Source organism: Myxococcus guangdongensis, assembly GCF_024198255.1.
In the GTDB taxonomy this organism is placed as follows: domain Bacteria; phylum Myxococcota; class Myxococcia; order Myxococcales; family Myxococcaceae; genus Myxococcus; species Myxococcus guangdongensis.
This window is the reverse complement of record NZ_JAJVKW010000022.1, coordinates 88,823-109,172: the sequence shown is the minus strand read 5'-3', so window position 1 is coordinate 109,172 and position 20,350 is coordinate 88,823. Positions and strand designations below refer to the sequence as shown.

Below are 20,350 nucleotides of genomic sequence, written 5' to 3'. Positions count from 1 at the left end.
TGCTTTCAGAGGTCCCCTCGAATGAGCCCCACGAAAATCGATACCGTCGCCGAGACAGCCACATCTTTCATCAGCGACTACCTCGTCCAGCGCCAGTACTTCACCCCGTCTGATGAGCTGGACGAGAACGACGACGGCTCTCTGCGGCTCTCGCTCTACAGAGCCATGCCGGACCAGACCTCACCCGGAACCATCGTGTACACCTTCGTCTATGGGTCGAAGGTCGAGAAGGACGGTCCCGAGATCCAGCAATGGGTCGAGCAGATCATGACCGCGCTGAAGCAGGCCCATCCCGAGGTCTCTCAGTTCAAGAGCACCATCGAACTCGACGCCTGGGATTACTGAAGGCCCATTCAATGCACGAGCCGCGAGCCTCATCACGCGACACACACGTTTGAAGCCCTCCTGCGAATGAGCCCCCAGGCATTCATGCTGTCGCCAGCACGGCAACGTCATTCATCAAGAACTATCTCACCGAGCACGGGTACTTCACGCCCGACGACGAGGTGAACGAAGAGGAACCCGGTTCGCTGCGGTTCTCCTTCTACAGAACCATGCCGGACCAGACCTCTCCCGGAACCCTTGTCTACACCTTCGTGTATGGGTCGAAGTACAGCGAGAAGAGTCCCGAGCTTCAACAGTGGGTCCAGCAGATCATGACCGCGCTGAAGGACGCCCATCCCGAGGTCTCTCAGTTCAAGAGCACCCTCGAGTTCAACGCCTGGGACTACTGAGCATCCGCTCCACTCCGAGTCACGAACCCCACCGCGGGTGGCAACGAGCGCGCCACCCGCGGAAGGAGGCCCGGCTCACTCCATGGCGGAGACGACCTGCGCGTCACACGTGGTCGGGTTGATCCACGACTGCGCATTGTCCAGGTAGCAGATGACGCCCTGCGTGCCGTAGGCGGCCTGGCCGATGGTGGCCGAGCAGGTCGCGGTGCCGGCGTTGTACGTCACCGCCAGCTGCCAGAGGCAGGTCTTCGCGGCACCGGTCGGGTCCGCCGGATTCGTCGTGTAGAAGTACGTCTGCGTCACCGAGGTGGCCGGGGCAACCTCAATCTGGAAGACGCCGTTGACCGACGGCTTCGCGACGGGGCCGAGCGGGTTCGGCGGAGGGATGGGCAGGCGGACGCCGGAGAGCGTGCCACCGAAGCTGACGTTGACGCCCGTCCAGTTGCCCACGGCGAAGGTCTGCAGGGGGTTCGCCAGGAGCGACGCGCCACCCTCGGCGTGACGCGCCTTCAGCTCGAAGGTCTCCGTCTTCACCGCGGTGACGTACTCACCCCGGAAGAACTCCAGCCCACCAAAGTCGAACTGCTCGGCGGCGGCGACAGACGGCGCGAGGGACAGCAGGGAGACGGCCAGGAAACGCTTCACGTTCCTCGTCATGGGTATTTCTCCTGTGTTGTCTGGTGTTGGCCTGAGCCGCAACCTTCCTAACATCGGGCTCCCTTTCATTGCAAATCATAACAAGGAAAACCAGCATTTCCAGTCAAAATGGAGGATTTCAGCAAACACCTGTCTGCCATTGCCGGCGCCTGCAAAACGCCACGGATGGGTCACCGACACACCCAGGTGTCATTCGAGAACCCTGGAATCGTCAGCTCCCGGACACTCCTCAAATCAGACATCGAGAGCCCTGGAAAAATCCAGACACCCATCACCCTGCGCACACCCGGGAGCACCCGCCCCGCGCATGGACAACCCATCAAAGACACACACCCAAACCACCCAGTGGGGTTACATGGAACAATCCTTCGAGCCCGGAACCCCGCGTCGGATGCGACGCCCTGACGTGGGCCTCACCCGCTCCGACGCCCACGTCCATGAGCGCGTCGTACCCACGCCCTCTGCTGAAGAGACCTGGAGGAAGGGGCACCACGAGGCAGCGCCAGGCACAGGGACCTGGGCGGACATGGAGGGACGGGCTCACCCCAAGGCCGGAGCTCCGAGCACAAGCCCGCCCGCCTCCAAGGCGACGAAGCAAGCACGGGAAGCAGGCCGCCCAGCGAGCGGCACCCTGAAAACGAAAAGGGCCGGCTGCTTTCGCAACCGGCCCTTCTCTTTCTCTAGCCGACACCCAGGCTTGAACTGGGGACCTACTGATTACGAATCAGTTGCTCTACCGCTGAGCTATGTCGGCGCAAGGCGGCGCGGGAAGTACCATGGCGTTCCGGGTAGGGCAAGCCGAAATGAGGCGCCCCCCGTTTTCAATCCGGCCCAGGTGCTTCGTTCCCCAACGAACAAACCCACCCCACCGTGACATCCATGACACGGTGCATCCGCCGCCGGTGACACAGTGCGTTGCCATAAGTCCCCGTCATCGCTCCGTTTTTTCGGGAGGAAGCGTGGCGCCGCAGCGGTTGAACTCGGTTGGCGCATATGCACATAAGGGCGCCGCTATCCCCGCGTCCCCGGCCCGAGCGTGGCTGGGACCACAAGGAGCCGTTTTCGACATGGCCAGCGAAGAGAACTTCATGCGCGCTCCGGCGCCGACGCCGAAGCGCACCGTCTACACCGAGGCGATGGAGATCTTCCATCGGGCGGCCGACCTCATCAAGCTGGACAAGCGCGTCCGGCTGGAGCTCGAGGAGCCCGACTACGAGCACATCTTCTATGTGACGGCGAAGCTGAAGGATCGCCTCGTCCCGCTCATCCCCGAGCGCGCCAAGCAGTTCGCGGACCTGCCGGAGACGCAGGTGCGCAACAAGGAGGGCCTGGAGGCCCTCGCCAACGGCAGCATCATCCTCAACGGCCGCGCCCTCCTGGGCTCCGACGTGGCCATCCGCCAGGGCCACCTGCGCCTGCCGGACGGCAAGGTCTACCAGCTGGTCCCCGGTGAGTCGCAGCGCTTCAAGGCCTACCGCGTCCAGCACAACCAGGCCCGCGGCCCCTACAAGGGCGGCCTGCGCTACCACCGCGAGGTGTCGCTGGACCTCTTCAAGGCCCTGGCCGCGGAGATGACCTGGAAGACGGCCATCGCCGAGGTCCCCTTCGGCGGCGGCAAGGGCGGCATCCAGATCGACCCGCGCGAGTACGGCCGCGAGGAGCTGGAGGCGATCACGCTTCGCTTCATGTACCGGCTCAAGAGCCTCATCGGGCCGAACATCGACATCCCGGCCCCGGACGTGGGCACCAACCCGGAGATCATGGCGCTCTTGTACCGCCAGTTCTCCGACGGTGAGCGCGAGCGCCACAACCTGCGCGGCATCGTCACGGGCAAGGACGTGCGCATCGGCGGCTCCGAGGGCCGCGGCAAGGCCACCGGTCAGGGCGTCGCGTTCTGCATCGAGGACTACTACGCGGACCGCGGCGAGAGCGTGAAGGGCAAGACCTTCGTCATCCAGGGCTTCGGCAACGTGGGCAGCCACGCCGCCATCATCATGCACGGCATGGGCGCGCGCCTGCTGGCGGTCAATGACGCCGACGGCACCATCTACAACGGTGACGGCATCGACGTGCACGCGCTCGCCGCCTACGTGCAGGACCCCAAGAACCTCAAGCGCAGCGTGCTCGGCTTCCCGGGCGCCCAGCGCATCGAGAAGAAGGACCTGTGGGACGTCCAGGCGGACATCCTCGTCCCCGCCGCCCTGGGTGGCGAGATCACGGCGGACATCGCCGAGCGCCTCAAGGTCAAGCTCATCGCCGAGGGCGCCAACGGCCCCACCACCCCGGAGGCCGACCGCGTCCTGCAGAAGCGCGGCATCGAGCTCATCCCGGACATCATCGCCAACGCCGGCGGCGTGACGGTGAGCTACTACGAGTGGATCCAGAACAAGCGCATGGAGCGCTGGAGCGAGGCGGAGGTCGACCAGCGCCTCGAGCGCGCGATGAAGCGCAACTACCGCATCATCCGCGACATCTCCCGCAACCAGCCGCGCAAGACGGACATGCACGACAGCCGCCAGTACTGCGTCGGCGAGGCCGTGGACAGCCGCTGCGCCGCGATGATCCTCGCGCTCAAGCGCATCGAGGCCCACTACCTGCTCGAGGGCTTCTCGCAGTAGGCCCTCTCGCCTCCTGAAAGCGCCAAGGGCACGGTTCTCCTCGTGAGGACCGTGCCCTTGTCATGTCGTGGCGCCAGCCGTGGCGGCCCCTGGCGGCCCCCTGTCCCGGGAGCGTCGTCGGGCCACCGGGCCGCTTCCGCCTGGCGGCCACGAGGCAGACCTCAGTGCATCACCCGCTCGCGGTCCACCAGGAGCAGCGGCGCGTCGTCGTGCGTCTCGTACGCCACGATTCGCAGGCCCACCCCACGGCTGGAGCCCTCGCGCCCGTCCTTGCGGCCGAACGCCAGCGCCACCTGGTAGCGCACCTCGCACAGGCACGTCATCTCCGTGCCGTCCTCGCCCGCGAACGTCACCTTCAGCTTCTCCCCCAGCCCCACCGCGTCGCGGACCTCCACGAACATGCCCCGCGCGCTGATGTTGCGCCCCACCCCCCTCATCATCCCGTCCTGGGTGGTGAGGTAGACGGTGAAGACCTTGTCGAAGCGCAGGTGACTGCGGCGCTCTTGCGGACGCTCGAACACTGGGGGTGCCTCCCGGCAACAGGTGGTGACAGAGGCACCCTACATGGTAGCCAGATGTAGGCAATTTATTCACCTACATCCACCCCCACACACCTACGAGAAGGCAGCCCCCTGTTGCACGGGGACATGGCACCATCCGGGCTTCCCCCCCGTACCCCGGAGCCCCTCGTCTTGAGCCGCTTTCTGGTCGCCGCCGTCGCCCTCCTCCTGCCCACCCTGGCCCTGGCCGACGTGGACTCGCGCTTCGCCAAGCTGCGCGATGAAGCCGAGCCGCTGGGAGGCCTGGGGGCCTTCCTCGAGAAGTACATCGGCGCGTGTGAAGGGGCGCTGGTGGACCCGAAGTGCAAGTCCGACGCGGAGGCCTTCCGCAAGAAGTACCAGGGCAAGCGGCTGTACATGATCATCGGCGAGGACGACGCCACCATGCTGTCCCCGGGGCCCTACAACCCGGGCGCGGGCGAGTACACCGTCAACATCACCCCCTTCTTCCCCGGCGGCCGCTACGCGCTCACCCACGGCGCCCCGAAGAAGCAGGACGGCAACGGCAACCCGGTGCTGCCCTTCCTCACCGTGACGGGGACGCTGCCGGAGGGATGGAACGGGCAGCTCTTCGCCCGCATGTTCTCCATGCGGCAGGTGCGCGCCCAGGTCGTCTTCACGCCGCAGGCGGTGTGGTCCCTGCCCAAGAAGGGCGGCGGCAAGAACCACGGGGTGACGGCCCGCATCGACGGGCTCATCCTCACCGAGGGCCGCACCGGCCACCCCATCGGCCTGTGGCTCAACGGCAAGGACGCCAACGCCAGCCGCTAGGCGGACAGCCTCGGGGGCTCCCTCACCGGGCGATGGCCAGGTACTGCTGGGAGTCCCCGCGCTTCACCCGCAGCAGGATGCTGGCACCGGAGCTCCCCTTGGAGAGGGCCGCGCGCACCCCGGCCGCGTCCTTCACCCGCTTGCGGTTGACCTCCGTCACCACGTCGCCCATGCGCAGGCCCGCCGCCTCCGCGGGGCTGCGCGGCGACACCGCCGACACCAGCGCCCCATCCCAGGCCACCTGGTTCAGGGGCGCGGCCACCTCGGGCGTCAAATCCCGCAGCGACAGCCCCAGGTCCTCATCGCTGGTGACACGCTGGACCAGCCCCTCGGCGGCCTCCTGCGCGGGGCGCTCCACCAGCCGCACCGCCACCTCCTGCGTCGTCCCCTGGCGCAGGAGCGTCAGCTTCGCCTCGGTGCCCGGCGCCAGCAGCGCCACCTTCCGGAGCAGCTGCAGGTAGGAGCCGATGGTGCGCCCGTTCACCGCCACCAGCCGGTCTCCGGAGCGGATGCCGGCGGCGGCCGCGGGGCTGCCCTGGTAGACGTCCTTCACCAGGGGGGCCCGGCGCTCGGCGCTCTCCCGGTCATCGTTGACGATGACGCCCAGCCAGCCGCGCGTGAGCTTCCCGTTCTCCCGCAGGTTCGGCAGCAGGTCCTTCACCAGGTTGATGGGCACCGCGAAGCCGATGCCCTGCCCCTGGCTGATGATGGCCGTGTTCACCCCCACCACCTCGCCCTTCATGTTGAAGAGCGGCCCGCCGGAGTTGCCCGGGTTGATGAGCGCGTCGGTCTGGATGAAGTCGTCGAACTGGCCCACGCCCAGCACGCGCTCCTTGGCGGAGATCATCCCGTGCGACACCGAGTGGTCCAACCCGAACGGGTTGCCGATGGCCACCACCCAGTCCCCCACCTCCAGCCGGTCCGAGTCCCCCAGGTAGAGCGCGGGCAAGTCCCCCATGTCCGAGCCGCTCAGCCGAAGGAGCGCCACGTCCGTGGACGCGTCCCGGCCCACCACCTCGGCGGAGAACTCGCGGCCGTCCGACAGGCGCACCGCAATCTTGCTCGCCCCCGACACCACGTGGCTGTTGGTGACGACCAGCCCGTCGGGCGTCAGCACGAAGCCCGAGCCCGTCGAGCGCTTCATCCCGGCCAGCCCGCTGTCCCGGGGGCTCACCGTGGTGATGTTGACGACGCCCGCCTCCACCGCGCGGATCAACGGCGCCAGCGACGTGGGCGGAACGAAGGCGGGCAGGCCCGTCTCTCCAGCGGGGCGCTCGCGCCACAGGCCCAGCGCGCCGCCAGGACGGGCCTCACCGGAGCCCTGGTACGAGAACCAGGCGGCGTGCTCTCGCAGGCGCGCCTGCAGCCAGGGCCCCACCGGCCCCTCCTCGGCGGACGCCGTCAGGGGGAGCACGGCCAGGGACACCAGGACGAAGAGCAGTCGGGAAGCCACGAGGTGGCAGCTTATACGGCGGCGCATGACGAGCGACGGGAACAACCCGCCCCGCCGCCGTCTTCCTCGTTTTCCTTCCGGGGCCTTGCTCAGGCCTGGGCGGGCGCCACGTACTTGGCCACCTTGACCCGGGCCGGGCGGATGACCCGCTCCTTGAGCCGGTAGCCCGCGCGAATCTCCGCCACCACCTTCTGGTCCTCGTCGGGGGAGGCGGTGATTTCCATGTCCGTGGCCTCGGCCACGTTGGGGTCGAACGACTGGCCCGTCACCGTGATCCGCTCGATGCCCATGCCCTGGGCCTTGCTCAGGAGCGAGTCGCGGATCATCCGCACGCCCTGCGCCAGGGGCGAGTGGTCCTGGCCGCTCATGGAGAGGGCCCGGTCCAGCTCGTCGATGGCCTCCAGGAGCGTCACGGCCACGTTGCCACGCTCCACGTCCATCATCCGCTCGCGCTCGCGGGTGAGCCGCTGCTTGAACTCCTCGCGGTCCTTGTTCACCGCCTGGTAGGCGCGCGCCAGCTCGTCCACCCGACGCCGGGAGGACTCCAGCTCGGCGCGCAGGCGCTCCTTCTCCGCGTCGGCCGCCTCGGAGACCACGTCGTCGGCGGGCGTCCGGGCCTCGGCCTCGCCCGCCGCACCGGCCTCCGGGCCCGGCGGACCTCCGCCGTTGGCGGACTGGGCGTGCTGGGGTTCCTGGGAGGGGTCGGAGTGCGAAGGACCGGACATGTCGAACCTGAAGTCGAGGTGGAGAAGCGCGCTTCACGCGCGGGTAGGCGGCAACTGGCGCAACCTAACCGCGCGCGAGTGCGTGTCAACGCAGCGGAGCTAATGCTCCTGGGCGGCGGGGGACTCGGCCATGAACCCATGGTCGACCTGTCCCGTCACCTCGTCGATGATCTCCACCTGGGCGGCCCGCAGCGAGTAGTAGAGGAGCCAGCGCTCCGCCGCCGTCAACGTCCCCGCCGGCAGCGCCTCCTCTATCTCCTGAACCGTGAGCCGCCCCTCCTTGAGCCCCTTCGCGAAGAGGGCCTTCCGGGCCATGTAGCTCTTGCCGATCCTGTTCTCCACGGCGACGCCTCCTTTCGGTCTCAAGATAATTTCGCCCCCCGGACACCGCAGGAATGCGCGGTGGCGGGGGGCGTGGGCCAGGCCGGAGAGCAGGCGCCCGGACGTCGACTACGAGTCCAGGGGCTTGTCAGCGTGCTGCGTCGGCGGAGGCGGCTCGTCGTTGCTGCCGCCCACCGGGTGGGCGGAGATGACCTGGCGGGCCTCGGGGTGCAACAGCCCCCGCTGCGCCAGCACCTTGGGGCCGAGGATGGACGCCATCGTGTCCTCCTCCACCACCTCCACCGCCAGGAGCCGGGCCGCCAGCGCCTGCGCCTTGTCCCGGTGCTTGCTGAGCACCTCCCGGGCCCGGTCCAGCGCCTCGCTGACGAGCTTGCGCACCTCCTCGTCGATCATCCTCGCCGTCTGCTCGGAGTACGTCCGCGACTCGGGCAGGCCCGCGGAGCGCAGGAAGTTGGGGCCGTGGTCCGCGCTGAGCGCGACAGGCCCCAGCGTGCTCATGCCGTAGTCACGCACCATCATCTTGGCGATCTCGGTGGCCTGCCGGATGTCGTTGGACGCGCCGGTGGACACCTCGCCGATGAAGATCTCCTCCGCGGCGCGGCCGCCCATCATCCCCGCCATCTTGTCGCGCAGCTCGTCCAGCGACATGAGGTAGCGGTCCTCCAGGGGCAGCGACATGGTGTAGCCCAGCGCCGCGAGCCCGCGCGGGATGATGGAGACCTTCGTCACCCGCTCCGCGTGCGGAAGCATCCACCCCACCACCGCGTGGCCCGCCTCGTGGTGCGCGACAATCTCCTTCTCGCGCTCGTTCATCCGGCGGTTCTTCTTCTCCAGGCCCGCGACGACGCGCTCAATCGCCTCCTCGAAGTCCGCCCGCATCACCGCGTCGCGGTTGCGACGGGCCGCGAGCAGCGCCGCCTCGTTGACCACGTTGGCCAGGTCCGCGCCCGCGAAGCCCGGCGTGCGCGACGCGATGGTCCTCAGGTCCACGTCCGGGCCCAGCTTCACGCCGCGGGCGTGAATCTCCAGCACCCGCTCGCGGCCGCGCTTGTCCGGACGGTCCACCAGCACCTGCCGGTCGAAGCGGCCCGGCCGCATCAGCGCGCTGTCGAGAATCTCCGGACGGTTGGTCGCCGCCAGGATGATGAGGCCCGCGCGGCTGTCGAAGCCGTCCATCTCCGCCAACAGCTGGTTGAGCGTCTGCTCACGCTCGTCATGGCCGCCGGCCACGCCCGAGTTGCGGCTCTTGCCGATGGCGTCCAGCTCGTCGATGAAGATGATGCAGGGCGCCTTGGCCGTGGCCTGGGCGAACAGGTCACGCACGCGGGCCGCGCCCACGCCGACGAACATCTCCACGAACTCCGAACCGGACAGGCTGAAGAACGGCACGCCCGCCTCGCCCGCCACCGCGCGCGCCAGCAGCGTCTTGCCCGTGCCCGGCGGGCCCACCAGCAGCACCCCCTTGGGGATGCGGCCACCCAGGCGGCGGAACTTCTCCGGCGTCTTGAGGAACTCGACGATTTCGCGCAGCTCGTCCACCGCCTCGTCCACGCCCGCCACGTCCTTGAAGCCCACGCCGGTGTCGGCCTCGGCCTGCACCTTGGCGCGCGTCTTCCCGAAGCTCATGACGCTCTGCGGACCCTGGCCGATGCCGCCGGCCACCCTGCGCATCATGAAGCTCCAGAAGAGGAAGAACAGACCCAGCGGCAACAGCCATATCCAGAGGGCCTCGCCCAGCCCGGACTGCGGCACCGCCTCGAACTGGACGCCCTTCTGCTCGAGCAGCGGCACCAGCGACTCGTCCCCCTGGACGCGGTAGGCCATCCACGGCAGCGCGCTGGGCTCGCCTCGCAGCGGACGCTCCCCCTGCGCCGGCGGAGGCGGCTGGGCGGTGTCCTTGAGGAAGCCCTTCACCCACTCGTTGGAGATCTGGACCCGGCTGAAGTTGCCGGACTCCACCGCGTCCCGGAACTGGCTGTAGCTCACCCGGCGGACGCCCGCGTCCTGGAACACGTTCCGGAAGAGAAGGAAGCCCAGGACCAGCAGCAGGATGTAGCCCAGCGGTGAGCCGAACTTGAACCCCTTGCCCGGCGTCCCTGGCTTGTCGGACTTCTTTCCCCGCGGGCCCACACCCGGCGGGAGCTCCTGTGGCTTCATCGTCGGCACGCTCGCCCTCCCCCTCCCCGCTCATTCGGGCCCCGTGCCCGGATGGCGTCACACTCAGCCGGGCAAAGATGTTCACCGGCGCCAGAGCGTCAACCCGCTGGACGGTTTCCCTGCACCCCGGACGCACCCGAGTCGCGAGATCAGCGACACCCGACGCGCCACAAGGGTTGACCGGTGAACTCCGTACCCAGCAGATACCCCTCGCCATCCGACACGTACGACACCGCCTCGGCCTGCGCCTGGGGTCCGGCCGGCACCTCGACGAGCGAGCCCTTCAAGAGCGACTCGAGGTCCTCCGCCCCCGGCTGGCGCAGCTCCCACACGCGCGAGTAGGTGCGAATCAACATCCGCTGTCCGGAGGCATGCAGCGACGCGCCCGTCGTCGCGCGGTCCACGCCCCCGGGCGCCTCCAGCGCTCCCAGCTTCGTCGCCTGGATGACGGCGCCGGGCTTCAGGCCGTCCAGCGCGAAGGCGTCCCCCAGCGAGCGCCGCGTCTTGGTGAGGACCATGAGCCGCCCCGAGCGCGCGTCCGCCACCAGCGCCTCCACGTCATGGGCGCCGTCCGGATAGGTGAAGGCCAGCACCTCCACGGACACCGTCGCGTCACCGAGCGCGTCGGGCTCCGGCAGCCGGTACACGCGCACCTGGTCGCGCATCTCGAAGTTGTCGCCCGTGTCCGCCAGGAAGACACACGTGCGCGTCTCCCCGGGTGAGCACGGCCCCACCGCCACATCCTCCAGGTCCCGGGGCTGGGCGCCGGTGAGCTTCAGCCGCGCCCGCACGCGGCCCGTCTCGTCGATGGCGAACAGCTCGAAGTCGTTGCCGGAGTCGTTGTGGGCCCAGAAGACACCGGGGAAGCGGCGGCTCGCGGCCAGGCCGGACAGCTCCGGCAGCTCGGAGGGCACCTCACCGGTGCGCAGCGGCACCCCATACTGGGAGCACCCGGGCAGCCCCGTCGCGGGGACCTGGGCGCCGGCGTCCTCGACGCCCGAGTCGGGCGGCAGCGGCTTGGGGCTCGAGCAACCGACGAGCCCCATCCCCGCGAGGAGGGCCCAGGTCCAGCGGGGCCACACGTCAGGAGTCCAGGTCCAACAGCTTCGCCAGCGTCTTGGCGTCCGCGTCGGGGAAGCGGTACTGCGACATCTCCTCCAGCGTCACCCAGCGGTGGTCATGCACGCGCAGGTGGCGGATGTGGTGCTCGGCCTCGACCAGACGGCAGCGGAACACCCGGAAGTCGATGTCGTAGGTGGGATACTCGTGGCGGGTGTGCATGGCCTGGTCGAGCACCACCACGGCCACCCCCATCTCCTCGTGGATCTCCCGGATGAGCGCTTCGGCGTCGCTCTCACCCTCTTCCACCCGTCCGCCGGGGAACTCCCACAGCAGGGGGAGCGACGCGGTGGGGGGGCGCTGGGTGATGAGGTAGCGTCCCAGCTCGTTCTCGAGCATCGCACCGACGACGCGGACGTGGCGACGGGCCATTCGCTTCTCCTGACTCCTGGGCAGGCCAACGAGGGAGGGGCGGCCTAACACAGCCCTCGCCCGGCGCCAATGCCACGGCCCCCTTTCCGGCAGGCTACGCACGCCCCGGGCAGGCGCCCAGCCCTCCTCCAGGGCGGTCCTCCGCCTTGCGCCGGGCACCCGGCCGGCCAAGGGCTCCCTGGCTCCGACTCCAGCCCCACGTCAGTGTTGGAGGCCGGGCGTCGGCGACAAAGCATGTGGTGAATTGGATGACGAGCGGGCCGGATGGCGTCATGCTCGCGTCCATGAAGACGAGTCGCGCGGAAAGGGCCGAGGTGCTCGGGGCGGCACTGAAGGCCGCCCGCCAGGCCAAGGGGTTCGGCATGGAAGAAGTCGCCGAGCGCCTGGAGATGCCCGTGGAGGTGCTTTCCCGAGTGGAACGCGGGGTGATGGTGCCCACCATCTCCACCCTGGTACGGCTGTGCATCATCCTCCGGTTGGACCCGGACAATCTGCCGGAGGAGCTGCCGGAGATGAGTGACTGAGGATGAGTCCAGAAGCGTGCCGGGACGAGGGCTGAGCACCCCGCCCGGCGCCTGATGGAGGGTGAAGGTCGTATCGGGGGAGGTCTTCCGTCCGTGCCGCCGAGCGGCGATGCTTCGACGGGCCCGCTCGCAACTGGGACTCTCTTTCCCCCTCGCCGCCGCCATCGATGCGTTGTCCCGCCTGTCATCGCCGTGTGGTGGAGCGCTGTCCCCTCCATCCCACGGCCGAGCTCCCGCCGAGAGCCCCCCCGGCGCCCCCCGCGGACGTCCCGGGATACCAGCGGGGTGTCTCCGTGGGTCGAGGCGGCTTCGGGCGTGTGCTCGCCGCGCGGCGCGAGTCCGACGGCCGGCCCGTGGCCCTCAAGGTGCTGGAGCCGCTCGCCGTGGAGCGACTGGCGCGGGAGCTGGAGGCGCTGCGACGCATCGGCCCGCCCGTGACGCCGGAGCTGTTGGGAGAGGCCCGCACGCTGGCGGGGGAGCCGGTGGTGGTGATGGAGTTGATCGCCGGCCAGACGCTCGCGCAGCGGTTGGCGGAGCTGCCCCGGTCGGGCGCGATGACCTGGGACGAGGCGAGGCCGGTGATGGTCGCCCTGGCGCGTGCGTTGGCGCGGGTGCATGCCGCGTCGGTGGTGCACCGCGACCTCAAGCCGGAGAACATCATGCTGTCCGGTGAGCGGCTGATCCTGGTGGACTTCGGGTTGGCGCGCCTGGGCACGGAGCGGGACGAAGCACCCGCGCCGACGGTGACGCGGACCGGGCAGCGCCTGGGCACGCCCGAGTACATGGCGCCCGAGCAGTGCCTCGACGCGCGAACCATCGATGCGCGCGCGGACCTCTACGGGCTGGGCGTCGTCTACTTCGAGTTGTTGTGTGGACGCCCACCGTTCGTGGGGGACACCGCGTCCGTGCTCCAGGCGCACGTGGCTCGGAGGCCACCGGTGCTCTCGAAGCTGGCGCCCTGGGCAGTGCCAGTCGAGGTGGAGGCCCTGGTGTCGCGCTTGTTGTCGAAGGCCCCCGAGGAGCGGGGGCCCGGCGCGGCGGACGTGGCGGATGCGCTCGAAGCCGTGGCCCGGACGGGGAGCTCCGTCTCCCCACAGGTCAGCGCGAAGCAAGGAGCGGACGAGGTTGTCATGGGGGCCTCCTCGCCAGTGCGGGCGTCTCCCGGAGCGCGGGCGGTCGCCACCACAAGTGCGCGCTCCCCTCCCCTTCCTGAAACCTCGACACAACAGGCCAGGGACATCGCCCTGCTGGGCCTCAAGACACCGCTCGATGTCCTCACGCTGCGAGGACTCCTCACGAGCACGGGCGCGGAGCTGGCGCGCATGGAGCCAGGGCTCGCTGTCTTCGCGTTTCCGCATGTGCCCCAGGTCGAGTCAGGTCTGCGCACCGCGCTCAAGGTCGCGGAGTCCCTGGCGAGCCAGCTTCCTCCCGGCTCGATGCGCGTCGTGCACCAGGCTCGGCTCCGCGTGCGCGAGCGAGGTGGGCGATGGGTGCTCGGTGGCGCGGCGCTCGAACACGTGGGCAAGTGGTGGCCCGAGCCCGCGGCCCCATCCAACACACTCCTGCTGACGCCCGAAGCGCGTGAAGGACTCGGCGCGCTCGAGCCGGGCGCCACACCCACGACAGCGGACCTCTCCCCTCTCCCCATCGCATCCCTGAAGGGCCGCGACGCGGAGCTGGGCTGGCTGCGTGCGAGCATCGCGAAGGTGCGCGAGCAGCACTCGCCCATGTTGCTGACCCTGCTGGGCGACGAAGGACTCGGCAAGACGCGCCTGTTGACCGAACTCCACGGCGAGCTGCTGACAGACGGTGCCCTGTCCACACTGTTGGTGGGAGCGCAACGGGACGAAGGCAGCGCCACCGAGAGTGGCTTGGGCCACCTCATCGCAGCCATCCTCGGCCTGCCACCGACCACGCCTTCCGACGAAGGGGTGCGCAGACTCATCGAGCCCACGCACGCGACGCTGGACCTCGCGACCGCGCATCCGGCCGCGCGCAGACAGCACCTCGCACGGGCACTCGCGTCGCACCTCCGCCGCCGTGCCGAAGAGCGCCCCCTGGTGTTGCTCGTGGACGACGCGGAGACGCTGGACCCCACCGCGCTGGACGCGCTGGAGCTGGCCACGCTCTCCGGCCTCACCTCGCCTCTGTGCATCGTCCTCACCGGACGCCGACGACTCCTGGAGCTGCGCCCCTATCTCGGCGAGCGCGCGGCGGACAGCGATAGACGCACCCTCGCGCCCCTCGACGACGACTCCGCGAGCGAGGTGCTGCGACAGCTCCTGCGTCCCGTGGACGTGCCCGCGGAGGGCATGCTCCGGGAGCTGGTGGAGCGCTGTGGTGGCTCGCCGCTGCGCCTGGTGGAGACGGTCCGCGCGTTGAGGGCCGCGGGTGCCATCCGGACTCGCGCCGGTGGCGGAGGCTACCTCGCCGCGGAGGCCCTGGATGCCCTGGCCGTGGAGAGCCCGGACGAGCGCGTGGCGGAGCGCGGCCTCCTGGCCCTGCCCTCCGGACTGCGCGCGTTGCTCCAGGTGGCGGCCGTGCTCGGCGAAGACGTGCGCTGGGAGGAGCTGTCAGCCACGCTCGCCCGACTCGACGGGGGCGAGGCGCTGGACCTCTCCATGGACCCGGGCGTCGGACTGGAGCGACTCGCGCGACTCGGGATGCTGGAGCCCCGAGGCCCCCGCCGCTGGCGCTTCGAGCACACCCTGCTCCGCGAGGCCTTCGCCGCGAGGCTGCCTGGAGCGCTCCGTCGCCGCATCTGCTCCGCCGCTCTGGAGTCCCTGCCCGACGCGCCCTTGCCCCGACGCGCCCGCTGGGCCGAGGGCGCGGGAGAGACACTGCTGGCGCTCGACCTCCACCACGCCCTGGCGGAGTCGGGTCGCCGTGCGCACCGGCTGCTGGATGCCGAGCGCCACTTCTCCGCCGCGTTGGAGTGCGCGCCTCGCGAGCACGACGTGCGCCGCATGGAGCTGCTGTCGGGTCGGGGCCGTGTCCGCTATCGACTCCAACGCATCGACGACGCGCTCGACGACCTGCGCGAGGCACGGCGAATCGCCGTCTCACGAGGAGCCATGCTGCGCGAGGCGGACCTGCTCCTGGAGGAAGCCACCGCGCTCGACTGGCGAGACGACACGGACGAATCCACCGCGCTGCAGGAGCAGGCGCTCCAACTGCTCGGAGAGCCCGTCCCCTCCGAGCTGGCCGCGCGCCACGCATTGGCCAAGGCGCGTGTCTTCGTGCGCCGGGAGGACATCACGGGGGCCATCGCGCCTCTCGAAGAGGCCGTGACGCTGGCACGTTCGACGCGCGACGAGGAGACGGAGGCCATCGCACTGGCCATGCTCGGCGCGATGCTGGGCTGGACAGGGCAGCTCGAGGACGCCGCGCGACGCTTCGACGAAGCCATCGCGCTGTGCGAGTCCACCGGAGACACGCTGCACCTGGGTGTCGCGCTCAACAACCGCCTGGTGCTCCACGTCCAGCGTCGCGACGTCGCCGGGGCGCGCACGGACCTGGAGCGCGCGGTGAGCCTGGGACGCGAGCTGGGCAACGTGCAGATTGAGCGCACCTCGGCGTTCAACCTCGCCGTGCTCCTCGGCTACCAGGGGCGCGCGGAAGAAGCCCTGCCGCTGGCGAGACGCGCGGGAGTCCTCAGCCAGCGCTGCTTCCCCCACTCCATGGCGCAGGATGCGTTGCTCGTGGCGCGCCTGTGCTGCGAGCTGGGCGACCTGTCCGAGGCCACGAGGCAGCTCGCGTGGCTCGATGAACAGTCCTCGCGGGTGCGCCTGACGTCGGCGGACCAGCTCATGGGCGAAGTGGTGCGACGCGTGGTCGCCGAGTCCTCGGCCTCGGTGCCCTACTCCCGCGAGTATTGGGAGGCGCAGGTGGAGGCCTCGCGAACGCGGATGCCGCCCGATGAACGGATGGAGGTCCTCGTCTGGGCGGCGCGAGCAGCCCGAGCGGCGGGCGACGACGAGGCGCTGAGCGCCCGGGTGGCCGAGGTGGAGCAGACCGTGCACGAGGCTCCACTCTGGACCTCGCGCGTGCGAGGACTCGAGTCGGCCGTGAAAGGCCAGTGGTCGGATGGCGCTCCTTCGGACACGCGTGCCAAGACAGGACCGTAGGCACACGATGAGACGTACAGGCAGGACGCGAGTGCAGGGGATGGAGGGCCGGAATGAGTGAGTGGGACAAGCGCGAGGGCAACGCCCAGGTCGCCCTGTATGGCGATGAGCTGGCGCCCGGAGCCCTCGTCGGCTCGTGGATGGTGGAGCATCGGGTCCACTCCGGCATCACCGCGTCGCTCTATCGCGCCATCCACCTGGACACCCGGGCTCCCGCCGCCGTGAAGGTCGTGCGGGCCCACCTCAACCACGTCAGTGAGGTCCTCCTGCGCTTCAAGCAGGAGGCGGACACGCTCCAGGCGCTCGACCATCCTCACATCGTCCGCGTGCTGGAGTACGGGGAGCTGCGCGATGGAAGACCCTGGCTCGCCATGGAGTGGCTGGAGGGCATGAGCCTGGACCGGTGGCTCTCCCAGCGAGGCCCCTTCTCGCTCGCCGAGGCCCACACGGTGATGGAGGAACTGGGGAGCGCGCTCGTGGCGGCACACGGGCAGGGAATCCTGCACCGCGACTTGAAGGCCCAGAACGTCATGTTCCTGCCGCGTACCGAGGGCTTCACGGTGAAGCTGGTGGACTTCGGCATCGCCAAGGTGGCGCCCCTCTCGGGTGGCACGGCACTGACCACCGCGGGCGCGGTGCTCGGCACACCGGTGGCCATGGCGCCGGAGCAGATTCTCGGCCAACCCGTGGACGTGCGCACGGACCTGTACGCGCTGGGTGTGCTGCTCTACCAGCTGCTCGTGGGGCGCCCCCCGTTCGCCGGCGAGAGCGCGGTGGAGGTCGAGGAGCAACACCTGCACGCGCCGCCGCCCCGCTTGAGTGAGCACGTCCGCGTGCCCGCGGCGGTGGAGGCGGTGGTCTCGCGCTGTCTGGCCAAGAAGCCCGAGGAGCGTTGGCCCGAGGTGACGAGCTTCCTCACGGCACTGCGCGCGGCGCTCACCTCGTCCTCCGAGTCCAACACGTGGGCCTCCGCGCTGTACCTGGACCTGCGCTTCGCGGCCTCGGACGTGGACCCGACGGACGAGGCGCTCGATGCGAGGGACGCCGCGCTCGACGCGGGCCGCGAGCTGCTGGAGTCCGAGGGGTGGACCCTGGCGCTGGAGGGAGGCAATGCCCTGCTCGCCTGGCGCGCGTTGTCCGAGGAGGCGTCCGCGCGGGCGAGCGAGCAACGGGGTTATCGGGAGCTCGCCGAACGGCTCCTCGCGCGTGTCCTGGCGCTCGCGGGAGCGGAGCTGGAGACGCGCGTCTATCTGCACGCCGAGCCCGGGACGCTCTCGACGGATGCACGCGGTGCGCGGCAGCTCGCGGGAAGCCCCATGGCCCGGCTCGAGGGCTGGACCACGGGTGGCGCGCCCGGCCAGGTGACCGAGCACGCGGCTCGCTAGCTACGTCCGCAGCCCGCGCTTGCGCAGCAGCCGGTAGAGGTACACGCGGTCCATCTCCGCCGCGGTGGCGGCCTGGGACACCTTGCCGCCGTGAAGCTGCATCAGCGCGTCCAGGTACTCGCGCTCGAAGTTCTCCAGCGCCCTGCGACGTGCATCCGCGTACGGCTGCTTTGGGTCCACCAGGCTCCCCAGGACCCCCTGGGCCCCCACGGTCTCCGTCGCGGGCGGCAGTGCGTCCTGGAACACGAGGCAGCGCTCCAGGTGGTTGCGCAGCTCGCGCACGTTGCCGGGCCACGCGGCGTGTTGGAGCTGGTTGATGAACTCGGGCGTGTTGAGCGCGGCGACCTGCTCGGGCGCGGCGCCGAAGCCCGCGAGGATGCGCTCGGCGATGGCCGGGATGTCCTCGGGGCGCTCTCGCAGCGAGGGGATGAGGATGCGCACCACGGCGAGGCGGAAGAAGAGGTCCGGACGGAAGCGGCTCGCGTTCACCTCCGCGCGCAAATCCCGGTGCGTCGCGGCGATGACCCGCACATTGACGGGCTGGTACGTGTTCGCGCCCAGTCGCCGAATCTCGCGCTGCTCCAGCACGCGCAGGAGCTTGGGTTGGAGCTCCGGGGGCAGCTCGCCCACCTCGTCGAGGAAGATGGTGCCGCCGTCGGCCTCCTCGAAGGCGCCGATGCGCCGCTGGAGCGCTCCGGTGAAGGAGCCCTTCTCGTGACCGAACAGCTCGCTCTCCAGCAGGTTGCCGGGGATGGCGCCGCAGTCGACCGTGAGGAAGGGACCGGCTGCACGCGAGCCCGCACGGTGGATGGCCAATGCGGCGCGGCTCTTGCCGGTGCCCGTCTCCCCCTCCAGGAGCACGGTGGCATCACTGGCCGAGGCGCGCTCCATGAGCGCGAAGCTGGCGCGCGAGACGATGGACGTGCCCACCAACTCACCGAAGGCGGTGCGCTCGGAGAGCAGCAGCCGGTTGCTCTCCGCGCTGAAGTCGAAGCGCAGGCTGACGCGGCCCAGGCGCAGCACGCTGCCCCCGCGCAAGAAGGCCTCGCGCACGTGGACGCCGTCGAGCACCGTCCCGTTGAGGCTGTCGATGTCCCGCACCCGGGCGCCATCGCGGTCGATGCGGAGCTCACAGTGGAAGCGCGAGACGGTGGGCTCGTCGATGACGAAGTCGTTGAGTCCGTGGGAGCCGAGGGAGAAGGTGTCCGCGTTGGAGTCCTTGTACACGCCGGGCTGAGGGCCTTCGAGGAGCGTGACTCGGAAGCGGCGCACGGCGCCCGTGAAGCCGGGGCGTCCGGTCCCCGTGGGACGGGTCTGCTGGGCGTCCTCGCCCTTGGAGGGTGTGCGGTCTGCCCCGGGGGGACGCTCGGAGGTACTCATGAGCACCCCACGCTAGCACGGTAGACTGAGGGCCATGGCTTCCCTCCATTTCCTCGGCGCCGCCGGAACCGTGACGGGTTCCAAGTTCCTCCTTGAGCATGACGGGCAGCAGGTGCTCGTGGACTGTGGGCTCTTCCAGGGACAGAAGGAGCTGCGGCAGCGCAACTGGCAACCGCTCCCGCTCCCGGCGCGAGAGCTGGACGCCATCGTGCTCACGCACGCGCATATCGACCACACGGGAGGACTCCCCCGCGTGATTCGCGAGGGCTACGACGGCCCCATCTACACCACGCCCGGCACCCGGGATTTGACGGCCCTGCTGCTGCCGGACTCGGCGTACCTGCACGAGGAGGAGGCGCGCTACGCGAACAAGGAGGGCTACTCCAAGCACCACCCCGCCCTGCCCCTCTACACGGTGCCGGACGCCGAGCGCGCGGTGGGGATGATCGAGACCTTCGGCTACGAGCGGCCGAAGGAGATCCTCCCCGGCATCACGCTGACGTTCTATCGGGCGGGCCACATCCTCGGCTCGGCGGTCTGCGTGTTCGACTTGAAGAGCACGCGTCAGCGCGTGGTCTTCAGCGGTGACCTGGGCCGCTATCAGGCGCCCATCTTGAGGGATCCGCAGAGCGTGGACTCGGCGACGACGCTGGTGGTCGAGAGCACGTACGGAGACAGGCAGCACCGCGAGCAGAAGCCGATGGAGGCGCTGTGTGACGCGGTGAAGGGCGCATTCGACCGAGGGGGCGTGGTGGTGATTCCCGCGTTCGCGGTGGGGCGCACGCAGGAGCTGCTCTTCCACCTGCGCAACCTGGAGGAGGCGAAGCGAATCCCGGTGGTGGATGTGTTCGTGGACTCACCGATGGCGTGTGACGCGACGCCCGTGTACCTGGCGCATCCGGAGGAGCACGACCTGGTGATGAGGTCGTTGGTGGAGCGCGGGGCATCGCCGCTGGCGACGCAGCGGACGCGCTTCGTCACGTCGGCGCAGGAGAGCAAGCGGCTGAACATGCACGAGGGGCCGGCCATCATCATCTCCGCCTCCGGCATGGCGACGGGAGGCCGCGTGCTGCACCACCTGAAGCACCGGTTGCCGGACCCGCGCAACACGGTGTTGTTCGTGGGCTACCAGTCCGTGGGCTCGCGTGGGCGCAAGCTGCTGGATGGGGAGAAGGAGTGCCGCATCCACGGGCAGGTGGTGCCGGTGGGCGCGGAGATCCGGACGGTGAGCGGGTTCTCCGCGCACGCGGACTGGACGGAGACGATGCGCTGGATGGAGGGCTTCGACTCTCCGCCGCGCCAGACGCTGCTGGTGCACGGCGAGCCGGACGCGCTGGAGGCGCTCCGGCAGCGAGTACAGTCGAAGGGCTGGAAGGCGTACGTGCCCGGCTACATGGAGAAGGTGGAGCTGGAGCTCGCGGCCTGA

17 protein-coding genes and 1 tRNA gene are annotated in these 20,350 nt (G+C 69.7%); 8 read left to right on the top strand and 10 right to left on the bottom strand.

Going from position 1 to position 20,350, the window contains the following annotated elements:
• The first annotated feature begins 21 nt into the window (after positions 1–21).
• Entirely contained in the window at positions 22–345 is a 324-nt protein-coding gene (locus LXT21_RS41405) for a hypothetical protein (protein ID WP_254043773.1), read from the top strand.
• A gap of 209 nt (positions 346–554) precedes the next feature.
• Entirely contained in the window at positions 555–734 is a 180-nt protein-coding gene (locus LXT21_RS41400) for a hypothetical protein (protein WP_254043772.1), read from the top strand.
• Positions 735–809: 75 nt separating this feature from the next.
• Here LXT21_RS41400 and LXT21_RS41395 read toward each other — a convergent pair whose 3' ends face one another.
• Both LXT21_RS41395 and LXT21_RS41390 read right to left on the bottom strand, forming a co-directional pair.
• A complete protein-coding gene (locus LXT21_RS41395) occupies positions 810–1,391 on the bottom strand; it encodes a hypothetical protein (protein WP_254043771.1) in 582 nt (193 codons plus the stop codon).
• 682 nt (positions 1,392–2,073) lie between these two features.
• Positions 2,074–2,145 (bottom strand) — tRNA-Thr (locus LXT21_RS41390).
• A 313-nt stretch (positions 2,146–2,458) separates the two neighbouring features.
• On the opposite strand from LXT21_RS41390, the gene LXT21_RS41385 reads away from it, so the two are divergent.
• Positions 2,459–4,009: a Glu/Leu/Phe/Val family dehydrogenase gene (locus tag LXT21_RS41385; protein ID WP_046714498.1), complete on the top strand. Its 1,551-nt coding sequence runs from the start codon at positions 2,459–2,461 to the stop codon at positions 4,007–4,009.
• Between the two features lie 161 nt (positions 4,010–4,170).
• Here LXT21_RS41385 and LXT21_RS41380 read toward each other — a convergent pair whose 3' ends face one another.
• A complete protein-coding gene (locus LXT21_RS41380) occupies positions 4,171–4,530 on the bottom strand; it encodes a PilZ domain-containing protein (protein WP_046714499.1) in 360 nt (119 codons plus the stop codon).
• Between the two features lie 171 nt (positions 4,531–4,701).
• Between LXT21_RS41380 and LXT21_RS41375 the strand changes: the two genes are divergently transcribed.
• The gene (locus tag LXT21_RS41375) at positions 4,702–5,340 is read left to right on the top strand and encodes a DUF6066 family protein (protein ID WP_254043770.1); all 639 of its coding nucleotides are present in this window, start codon (positions 4,702–4,704) and stop codon (positions 5,338–5,340) included.
• A 22-nt stretch (positions 5,341–5,362) separates the two neighbouring features.
• Here the strand turns inward: LXT21_RS41375 and LXT21_RS41370 are convergent, their stop codons facing one another.
• From LXT21_RS41370 to LXT21_RS41345, 6 genes are all read right to left on the bottom strand, one after another.
• Positions 5,363–6,820, bottom strand: a complete 1,458-nt coding sequence (locus LXT21_RS41370) for a trypsin-like peptidase domain-containing protein (RefSeq protein ID WP_254043769.1) — start codon at positions 6,818–6,820, stop codon at positions 5,363–5,365.
• 62 nt (positions 6,821–6,882) lie between these two features.
• Positions 6,883–7,518: a nucleotide exchange factor GrpE gene (locus LXT21_RS41365; RefSeq protein WP_254043768.1), complete on the bottom strand. Its 636-nt coding sequence runs from the start codon at positions 7,516–7,518 to the stop codon at positions 6,883–6,885.
• Between the two features lie 99 nt (positions 7,519–7,617).
• Complete coding sequence (locus tag LXT21_RS41360; protein ID WP_046714502.1) at positions 7,618–7,860, bottom strand: RNA polymerase sigma factor region1.1 domain-containing protein; 243 nt, start codon at positions 7,858–7,860, stop codon at positions 7,618–7,620.
• 108 nt (positions 7,861–7,968) lie between these two features.
• A complete protein-coding gene (gene ftsH / locus LXT21_RS41355; protein ID WP_254043811.1) occupies positions 7,969–10,017 on the bottom strand; it encodes an ATP-dependent zinc metalloprotease FtsH in 2,049 nt (682 codons plus the stop codon).
• 149 nt (positions 10,018–10,166) lie between these two features.
• A complete protein-coding gene (locus LXT21_RS41350; protein ID WP_254043810.1) occupies positions 10,167–11,063 on the bottom strand; it encodes a hypothetical protein in 897 nt (298 codons plus the stop codon).
• A 37-nt stretch (positions 11,064–11,100) separates the two neighbouring features.
• Positions 11,101–11,508, bottom strand: coding sequence for a (deoxy)nucleoside triphosphate pyrophosphohydrolase (locus tag LXT21_RS41345; RefSeq protein ID WP_254043767.1), 408 nt, complete (start codon positions 11,506–11,508; stop codon positions 11,101–11,103).
• Between the two features lie 272 nt (positions 11,509–11,780).
• Here LXT21_RS41345 and LXT21_RS41340 point away from each other — a divergent pair, with 272 nt between their 5' ends.
• The 3 genes from LXT21_RS41340 to LXT21_RS41330 all read left to right on the top strand — a co-directional run bounded on the left by LXT21_RS41340 (position 11,781) and on the right by LXT21_RS41330 (position 17,544).
• Entirely contained in the window at positions 11,781–12,032 is a 252-nt protein-coding gene (locus LXT21_RS41340) for a helix-turn-helix domain-containing protein (protein ID WP_223747546.1), read from the top strand.
• Between the two features lie 167 nt (positions 12,033–12,199).
• Positions 12,200–16,159 (top strand): serine/threonine-protein kinase, encoded by a 3,960-nt coding sequence (locus LXT21_RS41335; protein WP_256572419.1) that lies wholly within the window; start codon positions 12,200–12,202, stop codon positions 16,157–16,159.
• 53 nt (positions 16,160–16,212) lie between these two features.
• Entirely contained in the window at positions 16,213–17,544 is a 1,332-nt protein-coding gene (locus LXT21_RS41330) for a serine/threonine-protein kinase (RefSeq protein ID WP_254043765.1), read from the top strand.
• Here LXT21_RS41330 and LXT21_RS41325 read toward each other — a convergent pair whose 3' ends face one another.
• The gene (locus LXT21_RS41325) at positions 17,545–18,924 is read right to left on the bottom strand and encodes a sigma 54-interacting transcriptional regulator (protein ID WP_254043764.1); all 1,380 of its coding nucleotides are present in this window, start codon (positions 18,922–18,924) and stop codon (positions 17,545–17,547) included. It abuts the gene before it with no gap.
• Between the two features lie 34 nt (positions 18,925–18,958).
• Here LXT21_RS41325 and LXT21_RS41320 point away from each other — a divergent pair, with 34 nt between their 5' ends.
• Complete coding sequence (locus LXT21_RS41320) at positions 18,959–20,350, top strand: MBL fold metallo-hydrolase RNA specificity domain-containing protein (RefSeq protein WP_254043763.1); 1,392 nt, start codon at positions 18,959–18,961, stop codon at positions 20,348–20,350.

Coding starts and splice junctions, on each gene's coding strand:
- LXT21_RS41405 (WP_254043773.1), top strand. CDS start 22: ATGAGCCCCACGAAAATCGATACCGTCGCCGAGACAGCCACATCTTTC.
- LXT21_RS41320 (WP_254043763.1), top strand. CDS start 18,959: ATGGCTTCCCTCCATTTCCTCGGCGCCGCCGGAACCGTGACGGGTTCC.
- LXT21_RS41325 (WP_254043764.1), bottom strand. CDS start 18,924: ATGAGTACCTCCGAGCGTCCCCCCGGGGCAGACCGCACACCCTCCAAG.
- LXT21_RS41345 (WP_254043767.1), bottom strand. CDS start 11,508: ATGGCCCGTCGCCACGTCCGCGTCGTCGGTGCGATGCTCGAGAACGAG.
- LXT21_RS41350 (WP_254043810.1), bottom strand. CDS start 11,063: ATGGGGCTCGTCGGTTGCTCGAGCCCCAAGCCGCTGCCGCCCGACTCG.
- LXT21_RS41395 (WP_254043771.1), bottom strand. CDS start 1,391: ATGACGAGGAACGTGAAGCGTTTCCTGGCCGTCTCCCTGCTGTCCCTC.
- LXT21_RS41385 (WP_046714498.1), top strand. CDS start 2,459: ATGGCCAGCGAAGAGAACTTCATGCGCGCTCCGGCGCCGACGCCGAAG.
- ftsH (WP_254043811.1), bottom strand. CDS start 10,017: ATGAAGCCACAGGAGCTCCCGCCGGGTGTGGGCCCGCGGGGAAAGAAG.
- LXT21_RS41365 (WP_254043768.1), bottom strand. CDS start 7,518: ATGTCCGGTCCTTCGCACTCCGACCCCTCCCAGGAACCCCAGCACGCC.
- LXT21_RS41340 (WP_223747546.1), top strand. CDS start 11,781: ATGCTCGCGTCCATGAAGACGAGTCGCGCGGAAAGGGCCGAGGTGCTC.
- LXT21_RS41335 (WP_256572419.1), top strand. CDS start 12,200: ATGCGTTGTCCCGCCTGTCATCGCCGTGTGGTGGAGCGCTGTCCCCTC.
- LXT21_RS41330 (WP_254043765.1), top strand. CDS start 16,213: ATGAGTGAGTGGGACAAGCGCGAGGGCAACGCCCAGGTCGCCCTGTAT.
- LXT21_RS41370 (WP_254043769.1), bottom strand. CDS start 6,820: ATGCGCCGCCGTATAAGCTGCCACCTCGTGGCTTCCCGACTGCTCTTC.
- LXT21_RS41400 (WP_254043772.1), top strand. CDS start 555: ATGCCGGACCAGACCTCTCCCGGAACCCTTGTCTACACCTTCGTGTAT.